At 48.2% G+C, this 13,610-nt stretch carries 15 protein-coding genes; 11 read left to right on the top strand and 4 right to left on the bottom strand.

The features are described 5' to 3' along the window. Nucleotides 1–70: 70 nt before the first annotated feature. The 6 genes from rlmD to ACTQ1N_RS03055 all read left to right on the top strand — a co-directional run bounded on the left by rlmD (nucleotide 71) and on the right by ACTQ1N_RS03055 (nucleotide 5,364). Nucleotides 71–1,819, top strand: a complete 1,749-nt coding sequence (gene rlmD / locus ACTQ1N_RS03080; RefSeq protein WP_441954525.1) for a 23S rRNA (uracil(1939)-C(5))-methyltransferase RlmD — start codon at nucleotides 71–73, stop codon at nucleotides 1,817–1,819. A 154-nt stretch (nucleotides 1,820–1,973) separates the two neighbouring features. Continuing rightward, nucleotides 1,974–2,888: a helix-turn-helix transcriptional regulator gene (locus ACTQ1N_RS03075; RefSeq protein WP_441954523.1), complete on the top strand. Its 915-nt coding sequence runs from the start codon at nucleotides 1,974–1,976 to the stop codon at nucleotides 2,886–2,888. After that, nucleotides 2,888–3,307, top strand: coding sequence for a VOC family protein (locus ACTQ1N_RS03070; protein WP_154525226.1), 420 nt, complete (start codon nucleotides 2,888–2,890; stop codon nucleotides 3,305–3,307). Before ACTQ1N_RS03075 ends, ACTQ1N_RS03070 begins: the two co-directional genes overlap by 1 nt. A 78-nt stretch (nucleotides 3,308–3,385) precedes the next feature. Further along, nucleotides 3,386–4,264, top strand: coding sequence for an SPL family radical SAM protein (locus ACTQ1N_RS03065; RefSeq protein ID WP_441954521.1), 879 nt, complete (start codon nucleotides 3,386–3,388; stop codon nucleotides 4,262–4,264). A gap of 17 nt (nucleotides 4,265–4,281) precedes the next feature. Next, nucleotides 4,282–5,028 carry a GNAT family N-acetyltransferase gene (locus tag ACTQ1N_RS03060; RefSeq protein ID WP_441954519.1) on the top strand — a complete coding sequence of 249 codons (747 nt, stop codon included), beginning with the start codon at nucleotides 4,282–4,284 and terminating at the stop codon, nucleotides 5,026–5,028. A 9-nt stretch (nucleotides 5,029–5,037) separates the two neighbouring features. Then, complete coding sequence (locus ACTQ1N_RS03055; RefSeq protein WP_441954517.1) at nucleotides 5,038–5,364, top strand: TfoX/Sxy family protein; 327 nt, start codon at nucleotides 5,038–5,040, stop codon at nucleotides 5,362–5,364. Nucleotides 5,365–5,645: 281 nt separating this feature from the next. Here the strand turns inward: ACTQ1N_RS03055 and ACTQ1N_RS03050 are convergent, their stop codons facing one another. From ACTQ1N_RS03050 to ACTQ1N_RS03035, 4 genes are read right to left on the bottom strand one after another with little or no spacing between them, the layout of a single operon-like run. Beyond that, entirely contained in the window at nucleotides 5,646–6,266 is a 621-nt protein-coding gene (locus tag ACTQ1N_RS03050) for a sigma-70 family RNA polymerase sigma factor (protein WP_441954515.1), read from the bottom strand. Further along, nucleotides 6,256–7,089, bottom strand: a complete 834-nt coding sequence (locus ACTQ1N_RS03045; RefSeq protein WP_441954513.1) for a helix-turn-helix domain-containing protein — start codon at nucleotides 7,087–7,089, stop codon at nucleotides 6,256–6,258. Before ACTQ1N_RS03045 ends, ACTQ1N_RS03050 begins: the two co-directional genes overlap by 11 nt. Nucleotides 7,090–7,132: 43 nt before the next feature. After that, a complete protein-coding gene (locus ACTQ1N_RS03040) occupies nucleotides 7,133–7,555 on the bottom strand; it encodes a putative toxin-antitoxin system toxin component, PIN family (protein ID WP_441954511.1) in 423 nt (140 codons plus the stop codon). Nucleotides 7,556–7,561: 6 nt separating this feature from the next. Continuing rightward, nucleotides 7,562–7,840: a type II toxin-antitoxin system RelB/DinJ family antitoxin gene (locus ACTQ1N_RS03035; RefSeq protein ID WP_441954509.1), complete on the bottom strand. Its 279-nt coding sequence runs from the start codon at nucleotides 7,838–7,840 to the stop codon at nucleotides 7,562–7,564. A gap of 238 nt (nucleotides 7,841–8,078) precedes the next feature. Here ACTQ1N_RS03035 and ACTQ1N_RS03030 point away from each other — a divergent pair, with 238 nt between their 5' ends. From ACTQ1N_RS03030 to ACTQ1N_RS03010, 5 genes are all read left to right on the top strand, one after another. Continuing rightward, the gene (locus ACTQ1N_RS03030; RefSeq protein WP_441954507.1) at nucleotides 8,079–8,711 is read left to right on the top strand and encodes a CHC2 zinc finger domain-containing protein; all 633 of its coding nucleotides are present in this window, start codon (nucleotides 8,079–8,081) and stop codon (nucleotides 8,709–8,711) included. Then, nucleotides 8,683–10,005 carry a DNA primase family protein gene (locus ACTQ1N_RS03025; RefSeq protein WP_441954505.1) on the top strand — a complete coding sequence of 441 codons (1,323 nt, stop codon included), beginning with the start codon at nucleotides 8,683–8,685 and terminating at the stop codon, nucleotides 10,003–10,005. The genes ACTQ1N_RS03030 and ACTQ1N_RS03025 overlap by 29 nt, the downstream gene beginning before the upstream one ends. Nucleotides 10,006–10,140: 135 nt before the next feature. After that, entirely contained in the window at nucleotides 10,141–11,139 is a 999-nt protein-coding gene (gene mobV, locus ACTQ1N_RS03020) for a MobV family relaxase (RefSeq protein WP_441954503.1), read from the top strand. Then, entirely contained in the window at nucleotides 11,126–11,308 is a 183-nt protein-coding gene (locus ACTQ1N_RS03015; protein ID WP_441954501.1) for a hypothetical protein, read from the top strand. Before mobV ends, ACTQ1N_RS03015 begins: the two co-directional genes overlap by 14 nt. 120 nt (nucleotides 11,309–11,428) lie before the next feature. Further along, complete coding sequence (locus ACTQ1N_RS03010) at nucleotides 11,429–13,120, top strand: recombinase family protein (RefSeq protein ID WP_441954499.1); 1,692 nt, start codon at nucleotides 11,429–11,431, stop codon at nucleotides 13,118–13,120. The last annotated feature ends 490 nt before the right edge of the window (nucleotides 13,121–13,610 follow it).

The raw sequence follows: 13,610 nt of genomic DNA, 5'->3' as shown, positions 1-13,610 counted from the left end.
TGCGCAGACAGGCAGCGGAAAGTTCCAGCCGACAGGCCGAGGCGGGGAAGCAGGCAAGAGGAGCATATGTATGCTGAGAAAGAATGAAATTGTGACACTTCGGATCGAGGACATGTCGGACGAGGGACTCGGAATCGGTCATACGGATGACGGCATTGCGGTCTTCGTCAAGGACACAGTCATCGGCGACAGTGTCCGTGTATCCATCACAAAAGTCAAAAAAACGTATGTTTTTGGCCGTGCCGTGGAGATTCTGACTCCTTCCCCAGACCGGGTCATGCCCAGATGCCCCGTTGCGCGATCCTGCGGCGGCTGCCAGATTCAGGAAATGTCCTACCCTGCACAGCTTCATTTCAAGGAGGATAAGGTTCTCGGCAATATCCGGCGGATCGGCGGAATCGCATGCCGGAAGGCAGGGCTGGTCCGGAGAACAGGGAAGGACCAGTGTGCGCTGTTTTACCCAATCATCGGCTCCAGGGCACCCTTTCACTACCGCAATAAATCTGAATATCCGGTCGGGCGGGATAAGAATGGCAAACTGGTCGCCGGATTCTATGCTGGAAGAACACACACGATTGTCAGTGGAGCACAGTGCGTGATCGGAATAGAGGAGAATCAGCCGATCCTGAATGCTGTTCTTGGCTGGATGGAGACTTTTCACATCCCGGAATATCAGGAGGCAACAGGGAAAGGGCTGGTTCGCAACATCATGATCCGCTGCGGGTTTGCAACAGGCCAGATCATGGTCGTCATCGTCGCGAATGCGGACCGCCTGCCTCATGAAGCGGAACTCGTGAAGGAAATCTGCGGTGCCTTGCCTTTGGCAGAGTCCCTTATAGGAGAAGCGGATCCGGCGGTGGATTCATGCGGAGTGAGACGTGCCATTACCGGGATTGTGCTGAACACCAACAAGGAGCGGACCAATGTCATCCTCGGGCGGAAGAATCGGACGCTCTGGGGAAGCGATGCCATCGAGGATGCCATCGGAAACATTCGGTATCGGATTTCACCGCTGTCCTTCTATCAGGTCAATCCTTATCAGACCCGGACGCTGTATGAGACGGCACGGGCATATGCCGGGCTGACAGGAAAGGAGACCGTCTGGGATTTATACTGCGGGACAGGGACCATATCCCTGTATCTGGCGCCATACGCAAAGCAGGTGTACGGTGTGGAAGTCGTTCCGGACGCCATTGTCAATGCCAGAGAGAATGCGAAGCTGAATCATATCAATAACGCGCAGTTCCTGACGGGAAAAGCGGAGGAAGTGCTTCCGCGCGAGTACCAGGAACATCAGATTCACGCAGATGTCCTGGTCGTGGACCCGCCCCGCAAGGGACTGGATGGAAGCGTCATCGATACCATTGCGGCCATGGCGCCGGAGCGCGTCGTCTACATCAGCTGCAACAGCGCGACGCTCGCCAGAGACCTGGCGGTATTTGCTCAAAAAGGGTATATGACACGGAAAATTCAGCCAGTTGATATGTTTCCCCAGGGGGTGCACGTCGAGACGGTATGTTTATTGTCCAAACTTTCTGAAGCCAAGAATCACATCAGTGTGAAGGTCGATATGGATGAAATGGATCTGACGGCGGCGGAGAGTAAGGCGACATACCAAGAAATCCAGGAATGGGTGCAGGAGAAGTACAGGTTCCATGTGACACATCTGAATATCGCGCAGGTGAAACGAAAGCATGGGATTATTGAACGGGAGAATTATAACAAACCTAAGTCTGAAGATAGCAGACAGCCCGGATGTCCGGAAGAGAAGGAGCAAGCCATAGAGGAAGCCTTGAAACATTTCCAGATGATAATATAAAGCAATATCGAAATATCATAGAAATAGCAATCGGTGGAAGAAAATCATTTCATCGGTTGCTTTTTATTTACATGTATATCAAAACTGATATAATAAACATGACATATAGATGTCGTGTTTAACTTGCTACAATATGTATGGGGTGTGAGAGATTATGAAGATAGACAGGCTGATCGGGATATTGTCAATCTTACTGCAGGAAGAAAAGACAACGGCTCCTGAACTGGCGGAAAGGTTTGAGGTATCACGCAGGACAATAAACCGGGATATTGAAGATCTTTGTAAAGCGGGAATTCCTATAAGAACTGCTCAGGGAACCGGCGGCGGTATCAGCATTATGGATGGATACCGTATGGACAGGACGATTCTGACTTCCAAGGATATGCAAGTGATCCTTGCAGGACTGCGGAGCCTGGACAGTGTGAGCGGAAACCAGTACTATAGTCAGCTGATGGAAAAGATTCAAACCGGATCATCTAAGTTCATCAGTGGCAGGGATTCCATGCTAATAGATCTTTCCTCATGGTATAAGGGCTCTCTCGCTCCGAAGATTGAAGTAATCCAGGGCGCAATAGAAAACAGGCACCTTATAGAATTTAAGTATTACGCACCATCCGGAGAGAGTAACAGAAGGATAGAGCCGTATTATCTGGTTTTCCAATGGTCAAATTGGTATGTATGGGGATGGTGCTTAGACCGCAAAGATTACAGGCTGTTCAAGTTGAATCGCATGGATCGTGTTGGAGAAACGGATAAGGAATTTGCTTGCCGAAATGTACCTATGCCGGATCTGTCGAATGAAAAGATCTTTCCAGGTGGTATAAAAGTAAAGGCTTTTTTTACACCGGATATGAAGTGGCGGCTAGTTGAAGAATTCGGACCGCACTGCTTTACGGAAGCCGATGACGGAAGGCTGCTCTTTTCGGCAGATTATACAGATATGGAAAACCTTGTGACATGGCTTATGACATTTGGAGCAAAGGCAGAGGTGTTAGAGCCTGTAGAAGCGCGGAATATTATCCGCAGGAATGCCGAAGAAACATTAAAAATCTATGGAGGATTAGCTTAATGAGATTAGATGGCTTTGGATTGTTTGTTGAGGACATGGCAAAGATGATTCGCTTTTACAGAGATGTTCTCGGATTTGAAATCAAGGAAGAAGAGAATACTTCTAATGTTTATCTTGTAAAGGACGGAACACTTTTTCTGCTTTACGGCAGAAAGGATTTTGAGAAGATGACAAGCCGGCGATATGAGTATATCAAGGGGCTGAACGGTCATTTTGAAATGGCGCTGTATGTGGATACATTCGAAGAGGTGGATGAGGCTTACAAGAAAGCCGTTGAAAATGGTGCGACATCTGTGTTGGAGCCGGAGCTTGAGCCCTGGGGACAGAGAACCTGTTATATCGCTGACCCGGAAGGAAATCTGATTGAGATCGGTTCCTGGAATAAACCTTATGAAGAGAAGGATTTGACGGAGAGTTAAAAAAGCATGGCGTTTGATTATAAGAAGGAATACAAAGAATTATATATCCGATAAAAATAAAAGGAGATCAAATGTAATATGCATTTTGTGGATGCGAAAGGACTGCTTACCGGGAGCGGTGGTCACTATGGAATGAATATATACAGAGGATGTTCCCACGGCTGTATTTATTGTGACAGTCGCAGCCGGTGTTATCAATTTACGCATCCTTTTGAAGATATAGAAGTCAAGCAGAATGCGCCGGAACTTTTAGAGTTGGCTCTTCGCTCAAAAAGAAAAAAGGGTATGATCGGAACCGGTGCAATGTCAGATCCGTATATGCATTGTGAAGAAAAGTTGCGGCTGACAAGGAAGTGTCTTGAAATCATACTGCAATATGGTTTCGGTGCCGCGATACAGACGAAATCGGATCGTATCCTTCAGGATATCGATTTGCTGGAGGAGATAAACCGTTCCGCGAAATGTGTGGTGCAGATGACGCTCACGACATGGGATGATGACTTGTGCCAGGTACTGGAACCGAATGTCTGTAATACAAAGCGGCGGGTAGAAGTTCTGGAAGAAATGCAGAAAAGGGGAATTCCTACTGTAGTTTGGCTGACTCCGATCCTGCCGTTCATCAATGATACGGAAGAAAATATTACATCTATCCTGCATGCGTGTGTTCAGGTCGGCGTCAAAGGGATTATAGATTTTGGAATGGGACTGACACTCAGGGAAGGTGACCGGGAATATTATTATGCTGCGCTGGACAAGCATTTTCCGGGGATGAAGGAACGCTACATCAAACGATATGGAAACGCGTATGAACTGCCAAGTCCCCAAGCCGGGGAACTGACTAAGATATTTCAAAGGATCTGTAAGGCAAACGGGATTCTGTCAAGTCCGGAGGATTGTTTCCGGTTTATGAATGACCTGCCGGAGAAATACCCGCAGATGAGTATATTTGACCTGTAAAGAGGGAGGCTGAACATATGGAGTATATCAGAGTTACAATGGATAATCTGGAAAAAGAGCATATCTGCTGTGCTATTTCCAATAATAAGGATGTACAGGTTTCTTCTAAGAAGGCTTGGCTGGCTGACAGGTTTGATGAAGGACTTGTTTTCCTGAAGAGCGTGGAGCGCGGAAAGTGCTTTATTGAGTATATTCCGGCAGAGAATGCATGGGTTCCGATCAATGCTGACGGATATATGTATATCGACTGTCTGTGGGTATCCGGTTCATTCAAGGGGCATGGATACTCTACAGACTTACTGAACGCCTGTATCGAAGACAGTAAAGAAAAGGGGAAGAAAGGACTGTGTATACTGGCAGCGGCTAAGAAGAAGCCGTTCCTTGCCGATCCTAAGTTCCTGAAATATAAAGGGTTTACCGTATGTGATGAGGCAGATAATGGGATTCAGTTGTGGTACTTGCCCTTTGGGAAGGAAGCAGACAAGCCTGAGTTCAGGGAATGTGCAAAGCATTCTCACATAGAAGAAAAAGGATATGTTCTGTATTACACCAGTCAGTGCCCGTTCAATGCAAAGTATGTTCCGGTTCTGGAGCAGACCGCTAAAGAAAATAACATACCCTTCCATGCGATTCATATTGAAAGCAGAGAGGAAGCACAGAACGCGCCGACTCCGATCACAAACTACGCGCTGTTTTATGACGGAGAATATATTACGAATGAGCAGATGAACGATAAGAAGTTCCTGAAGCTTGTGAATTCATAGGAGGCTCAGATGGCATCAACAAAAGAGTATCTGGACTTTGTTCTGGAGCAATTATCAGAATTGGATGAAGTCAGCAGCCGGGCGATGATGGGGGAATATATTCTCTATTATCGCGGAAAGGTGTTTGGCGGAATATACGATAACCGGCTTTTGGTAAAGCCGGTTTCGGTGGCGGTGCAGCTGATTCCGGATGCAGAGTTGGAATTGCCTTATGACGGGGCGAAGGAGATGATTCTGGTTGATGATGTGGATAATCGGGAGTTCTTGTGTGAGCTGGTTCGGAATATGTGGGAAGAACTGCCGGAGAAGAAAAGGAAAAATCCAAAGAAATCTTAGGTTTCGTGGCAGAGGATTCCAAAGGGGACAGCGTCCCTTTTGGCACACGACTTTGCTTGCAAAGTCTAGTGTGTTATACCTTTATGAAGCAGACCGAATACGGAAATGGTGAGTTCCCGTCTGACGAACGATCCATTTCCGTTTTTTCTGTGCGAAAGGTTGCCCCCGTAGAGGGAGAAGCTTGAGTAAAGAAAAAGGTACAGGCGAAGTGACGTCTGTCACGGAACCTGTACCGGCACGGACTGCGGAATAGAGGTATATCAAAAACACAAAAGGAACGATTATTGTCCGGGGAGCGCGCGGCGGACATTATTTAATGCGGCTTTTTCCGTATGTCTTGCCCGGCTCAGACTGAGATGAAAGTGCGCGGCGGTTTCGCTTTGATCATGAAGCATACAATCGAGAAAACCGAATCGGTAATGGAGATAGGCCCGTTCACGATCAGAGATTTCACTAAGAGCATTTCGGACTTCTGTAATTGTCTCCTTCCTAATAAATAGATGCTCAGGATTTTTGTTGTAATCGTCCGGGAGGATATCTGCGTAAGTGACATTTGCTTCGGAATCAAATCCCGGCGGCGGAGCATCAAGGCTGAGAATGCTGCCGGATGCCGGAATCACAGATGCGCATTTCCGCACATAATCAAGCATGGCATTTTCTGCAATTGTCTGCACATAGGTCAGGAACAGATTTCTGGTTTCCGGGTCATAAGTCTTAATGGCCCGGAGTAATCCGATCAGGGCTTCCTGCACCAGGTCATCTGTTTCAAGCAGGATGCCGGAATAACGCTTTTGGATATTTGAGGCAGTGATCCGGATGGACGGCATGACATTTTCAATCAGGGCTTCTTCGGCAGCCTTATTGCCTTCCCGGGCAAGAGAACAAAGCTGCTCATTCGTCATTGCCGGGCACCTTTGCGGATTCAAACAATTCTGTCAGAGTCTCTTCCAGATTTGATAAAGTCTCTGGCGGGAAATCCCCTTGTCTCGCATAATGCATGATGGCCTGTACCATATCATCCACGGTAAGAGATTTTAAATCAAATCCTTCCTCGCCCCTTGTGAGCGTTTTGCGGAAATCTTCCAGTATTTCTGAAGTAGCAGTCTGGTACATTTTGCTTTCAGAGGCAGCACTTGCCTTTATATCCGCGACGATCTGCATAAAGACCGTCCTTATTGCATCGATATCTGCAGAGACCGGAGGTGCTTTCAGATCCGAAAGCTTTTGCGCCAGGTCTATGGCCGTCGCAGCATCTTCGGGATGAAACCTGGCCTGGCCCATCAGGAGGGACCGCAGAAATGTATAATTCTGATTTGCGGCTCTTATGCCGTCAAGCATGGTCTCATCCTTATAGAGGGCAAGCAGGCGGATAAGGTGCGCGAATTTCGGATTCTCGATCAGCAGGTTTAAGATGTTGGAATCAATCTTTCCGGTATACAGTAATTTCGCAGATTCCGCGGAAAGCCCCAGCTCCTCAATATCATAATTTTTCCGATCCGGGATATCCGTCTCTCCCAGGAGGAAGTCTGTAGATACATTAAAATGCTTGGCGATCTTGATGATATACCCGTCACCGAGCATCTCGGTCTGGCCTTTCAGGTAGCGGCTGAGCGCACTTTCAGAAAGGCCGATGATGCCTGCCAGCTCGGCTTGAGTGATGCTGTTGTCTTTGATTAAGTCCTGGATGCGCTGCCGCGTATCGCCGGGAAGCCAGGTCTGTGCCATCTGTTTCTCACCTCTTTATTCCATCGATTGAAGATGGATCTGTCTAATAATATTCCCGATCTTCCAATATGATATTCAGCATCTGTCTCGGTGTTACGACATATGGCTTCTTCGGGAAATGCTTGATATTGCCGGTCACAAGATAAGCATCCTCTTCTTTTCGTTCTTCCATGACAACTTCATAAAAGACCCTGTCTTTCGGATCGGGAAGTTCCATATCGAGTTCTTCTGCATCGACATAAAGCCCCCTTTGATGAAACGATGACAGGATGTCTTCAATCAGATCTGAGGGGAGATGAAACTTCGGGCGTGACAGGACTTCCCGGTATTCTTTCTCAATTGCGTCATTCAGGACCGGTATGATCGGGCCGTCGAATGCCAGGTCGATGATACTTCCCGGGACAGAATGATGCTTCAAAATCGCTGAAACGAGGACATTGGTATCGATTACTGCGTAGTATTTCATAGGCGGTTACTTCCTGGCTTCAGCAATTTCCGCGTTGATTTCATCCAATGACATATCGGAAATACCATACTCCTCGGCGATCCGACTTGCTCTCTGCAGGGCACGAATGCCGGGGTTTTGTTCTTCTTCCAGCTTCATACTGAAGGGAATCCCGTTTTCCTGATTCAGTCTGGACATGCACATCCGAAGGTATGCCGGAAGTGACAGTCCCAGCTTTTCAAGGATCTGAACGGATTTCAGCTTTTCTGTATCTTCTGTTCGGAATTGGACCAGTGTGCTTGCCATTTTCTTTACCTCCTATCGCAACGAATGTGTCTTTTTTCTCAGCTTCAGTATATTACATATAAACATCAAATGCAATCAAATGATTACATATCACACCAGAGATTGCGTTTTTGCAATTTCTCTGTTGTTCACTCCTCCCAAATCCCAAAATCGCCCAATTTTTCAAGTCCGTCGGTTTTCCTCCGTATAAGACATCAGGATCAAGTATCCAAATAAAATCCAAAGGAGGAACCAGACTATGAATCTATTTGAAACTGTAAAGGCAAGTGTGAGCGTACCTGATGTGGCAAAGATGTACGGGCTACAGCCAAATCACCATGACATGGTTAGGTGCCCGTTCCATGATGACCGGCATCCCAGCCTGAAGCTGAATGAAGATTACTTCTACTGTTTCGGCTGCGGGGCCACCGGGGATGTGATCGATCTGACAGGGAGACTCTTCGTTCTAAGCCCCTATGAAGCGGCGAGGAAGCTGACTGTGGACTTTGGGATCGATCCGGACAAGCCTTCACCCGCAGCGGCGCTTGCAAAACCTAAGCACCCGATGATCAGTGCGTTTCGTGATGACGAACGTTACTGTCAGAGGGTGCTTTGTGATTATATGCACCTTCTGGAGGACTGGAAGGTGCGATTCGCCCCAGTCTCGATGGGCGAAGAACCTGATGACCGCTTTGTAGAGGCCTGCCAGATGTTCTCTTATATCGAATATCTGGCAGATCTACTGGCGGTCGGCGATCTCGAACAGCGAAAGACCCTTGTTACAGAACTGATAAAGGACGGCAAGATTACGGGTCTCGAAGATCGCGTGATCAGAGCCTATGAGGAAGAAAGGAGGGCGAAGAATGCCGAGGAAATCAACGCTGCCTCCTGATGCCCCGGTGTGGGTCACCGAGGATCGTAAGATCGATGAGATGACATTCTGCTGTTCATTCTTGGAGGCACATCCCATGAAATGCGTTCACGGCAAGCTGTATACCGTCGAGGGGCTTGTCCATGATGAAGCGGCCCTGAAACGGGAGATTTTTATGGAGATCTGCGACTGGATCAAGACCGGAACAGCGAGAAAAGTTGAAGACCTTATGAAGGCGGTCAAAATGATGGCCTTCGCTGATGAGATCCCACTTCACCAGGACCGCATCCATGTGGCCAACGGCACATGGTATTTCGATGGTCATTTCAGCGAAGAGAAGGAATACTGCCGGAACCGGCTGGAGGTCGCATACAACCCAGCAGCAGGCACGCCGAACGTCTGGCTAAACTTCCTTTCGGAGCTTCTGATTCCGGGAGATATTCCAACACTGCAGGAGTACCTTGGGTATTGCCTGCTTCCTACGACCAAGGCCCAAAAGATGCTTCTGCTGATCGGGAAAGGCGGCGAAGGAAAATCCCGGATCGGGCTGGCGATGAGATCTATCTTTGGGATCAATATGAATACCACCAGCATCCAGAAGGTCGAGACAAATCGTTTTGCCAGGGCAGACCTGGAGGATAAGTTGCTCATGGTGGATGACGATATAGATATGAGCGCACTTACTAAAACAAATTATATCAAATCGATTGTCACCTCCGAGTGCCAGATGGATGTTGAGCGGAAAGGTATCCAGAGTTATCAGAGCCTTCTGTATGTCCGCTTCCTGTGCTTCGGGAATGGCGCCCTTACTGCACTTCACGATCGGTCTGACGGCTTCTTTCGGCGGCAGATCGTGATCACCACGAAGGACAAGCCGGATGGCCGCGTTGACGATCCCTATCTTGTCGAAAAGATGATTGCAGAAAAGGAAGGCATCTTTCTATGGTGCCTGGAGGGACTTAAGCGGCTTGTCGCCAATAACTACCGCTTTACCATCAGTGACCGGTCAATGGACAATATCGCAGCCATTGTGAAGGATGCGAACAACATCCTGGGTTTTCTGACCTCTGAAGGGTATCTCGCCTTTCATGAAGACAGCAAGGCAGCGACCTGTGATCTGTATGCGGCATATAAAGAATGGTGCGATGACAATGCGGAAAACGCCTTATCCATGAAGAGCTTTGCCAACTTCCTTGCCCAGTATGCCGAAGTGTATCACCTGATCCCGGATAACAACATCTATCGCGGGAAGGGGAAACGCTGCCGGGGATACCTCGGCATCGAGGTCATCGATCATGACAATCCATTTCTTTAATAAGGTCATCAAAACATGCGTACGTGCGTACAAGCGTACGATATCTGCTTCGGATATCGGCTGTACGCATGTACGTACGAACGAAAAAATATTAAAGCTTTTACAGTTATAGCATTTGAAGGAGGAGTAGACATTATGGCAGCACCGCAGTATGCGATCATGCGATTTATGAAATACAAGGGGCCGGAGATCGGAAGGATCGAGGCTCATGACGAAAGAACAAAAGAGAGTTATGCCAGCAATCCTGACATTGATCCGAGCAGGACACATCTGAATTTCCATCTGGTTGAACCAAAGGGCCGGTACCGGGCAGAGGCAGAACGACAGATTAAAGAAACTGGATGCCGTACCAGGACGGACAGTGTGCGGCTGGTGGAAACGATGATCACCGCCAGCCCGGAGTTTTTCCAGAACAAGAGCTTGAAAGAGATCAGAGCCTTTTTCCGGGAGGCACTTGAGTTCCTGGAACAGAAACAGAATCCGAATACGATTATTTCAGCCGTGGTGCATATGGACGAGAAAACGTCCCATATGCACCTTTCTTTTGTCCCGCTGACAGAAGACGGCAGGCTTTGTGCCAAGGAGATTATCGGTAACAAGAAGAAGCTCACGAAATGGCAGGATGCTTACTGGGAACACATGGTCAAACGATTCCCGGAACTGGAACGAGGATTAAGCGCCAGCGAGACCGGAAGGGACTATATCCCGCCGAGGGTCTTTAAGGAGATGACTCGGCTAAACAAACAGCGCGAGAAGCTGGAAGGGCTGCTCTCAGAGGTCAATGCATTCAATGCGAGGGCTAAGGCTGCCGAGATCGGTAAGGTGCTGGATAAGTATATCCCGAACGTCGAAAAGATGAGCACCCAGGTTCGGAAGTACAGCAAGGCTTTCGGTTCCATGAAGGCAGAAAACACAGCTCTTGAGCTGGCAAACAAAACTCTTACGACAGAACTGAAGGAGAGCCGCCAGGAGAGCGTTTTAAAGAGAATGGCAGACCTACAGCTTCGCCGTGACTTTGACGCTGCGGTAGCTCTTCTGGAGAGGATCCCGCCGGAGGTGTTGGAGGCTTACGCTCATGATGACCGAAATGAAAAGAACAAAACGAAAGGGAGGGGTGCGGATGTACGAGACTGATGTATGGAGTGGCCTGGCGGATTTCCTCGCCAATATGATAGAGAAATATGCCGGGCAGATGGATCTGGACACACTGCCGGATCCCAGACAGAAAAGCAGACTGAAATGCATCGAAGAAATGTATCGAAGGTATATGCGGCTCAGTGCAGAGGCGAGACAGGCTGCGTGACAATCAGGTCGATTCTGTGGGGCGTTTCCATGGAGTCGGCCTTCTTTTTTATTTGAAAAACGGAGGAGTATATGATAGGATACACGTGGAAATAATGTCCAAACTTAAAAGGAGTCCTTGATGGAAAAGAAGAAAACCAAGGTTTATATTTATACCCGTGTCTCAACCGCGATGCAGATCGATGGCTATTCTCTGGATGCCCAACGGACCCGCATGCGGGCCTTTGCAGAATTCAACGATTATGAGGTTGCCGGGGAGTATGAGGACGCCGGTAAATCCGGAAAGTCCATAGAGGGTCGCGACGAGTTCAACCGCATGATGGAAGACATCAAGACCGGCAAAGATGAAGTTTCCTTTGTTCTGGTCTTCAAACTGTCGCGCTTTGGAAGGAACGCTGCAGATGTCCTTTCCACGCTGCAGACCATGCAGGACTTTGGCGTCAATTTGATCTGCGTGGAAGATGGGATTGATTCCTCCAAGGATGCCGGAAAGCTGATGATCTCCGTCCTGTCAGCTGTCGCGGAGATTGAGCGCGAGAATATCCGTGTCCAAACCATGGAAGGCCGTATCCAAAAAGCCAGGGACGGCAAGTGGAATGGTGGTTTTCCGCCTTATGGCTACAGCCTGAAGGATGGTGTACTGGAGATCAATGAGGAGGAAGCTCCAGCGATTCGCATTATTTTTGAACAGTGGGTCTCCACAGATATCGGCGCCAATGGTCTTGCCAAGTATCTGGAAAATCACGGGATCCACAAGATTGCCCGTCATAATGGAAAGAATCCGCTGTTTGATTCCGCACTCATCCGCCGCATCATCAAGAACCCGGTATACTGCGGAAAGATCGCTTATGGCCGCCGAAAAACGGAAAAGGTGCATGGCACCCGCAACGAATATAGACTGGTTGAGCAGGATGACTACCTGGTGGTGGACGGTCTGCATGAAGGCATCGTCTCGGAAGAGCTGTGGAACCAGGCTCAGGTTAAGATGATCGCCCAGGCAAAGAAATACGAGCATGTGAACAAGGCGAAGGATACGAAGACGCATCTCCTGTCAGGCCTTGTAAAATGCCCTGTATGCGGCTCCGGCATGTACGGCAATAAAAGTATCAAGCACAAGAAGGACGGTTCAAAATATAAGGATTTTTACTATTACGGCTGCAAGCACAGGACCATGACCCGCGGTCATAAGTGTGATTATAAGAAGCAGATCCAGGAAGAGATCCTAGATGCTTCCGTAGTTGAGATCATTACGAAACTGGTCTCAAATCCGCGCTTTGCCTCGCTCATGCAGGAAAAGATCAATATGAAGGTGGACACCACGGCTATCGATCAGGAGATCAAGGCGTTGGAGAAGCAGCTGAAGCAGTCCTACGCCATGAAACGGAAGACTTTGGAAGAGATCGAACAGCTAGATTCGGATGACCGTCACTATAATCGCCGCAAGGCCGACCTGGATGACCGTTTGTACCGGATGTACGACAAGATCGACGATCAGGAGCAGAGACTCATAGAGGCAAGGGCGAAGAAGCAGTCCATCGAGTCCGAAAAGGTTACCGGGGATAACATCTACAAGATTCTGATCTACTTCGATAAGTTTTATAAGCTGATGAACGAGGAAGAACAGCGGAAGTTGATGGAAACCCTCATTGAAGAGATCCAGATTCACGAAGAGCGGCAGCCCAGCGGACAGTGGCTGAAGTCGATCACGTTCCGCCTTCCGATCATCGACAGTGATATGAGTATGCCGATTGGGAAAGGTTTGGACAGTAATAGGCATGCCGAGACAGTCGCTCTGCTAATTCGACAGAACTAGAAAAGGGTCGGAAAAGCCCGTATTAAGCCATTTCCGCGGCATCCGTCTTTCTGAAAAGAGAGGCGGGTGCCGCTTTTCCTTTTGAAAAAAATGTGAATATCGCTCTGGCGAGACTGTGGGAATACTATTTGAGCCTGCGGCAGATCAGTACCCATCATTCTTAGGAGAATCATTATGAAGGAGTAAGAAAAGAGAGCGGTGCAGATAATCCTAAACCGCTCTCTGGCTGTTATTCCGCTGCGAACTGCTTGTGCAGCTCATCAATTTTGCTCTTGTAATAACGAATCATTCTGTCCGTCAGGCGTTAAGGAAGACATTACAATTTAACGATGAGAATAGTTTAGTATTCACCAGAGATAAGTTCGTTATAAGAAAACTTGACTCGTTAGTTAACGAGTTCCCAGAGGTATACAAGTGCATAGGTGAAACAGATATCGATAAGACCTATTCCATGCCTAAACAGTACGTTAGTTATCGTAAGCCGAGAAGG

The organism is Porcincola sp. LCP21S3_C12 (genome assembly GCF_052118625.1).
Taxonomy (GTDB): domain Bacteria; phylum Bacillota; class Clostridia; order Lachnospirales; family Lachnospiraceae; genus Porcincola.
The sequence above is the reverse complement of the archived record's forward strand: the minus strand, read 5'-3'. Positions and strand labels throughout refer to the sequence as shown.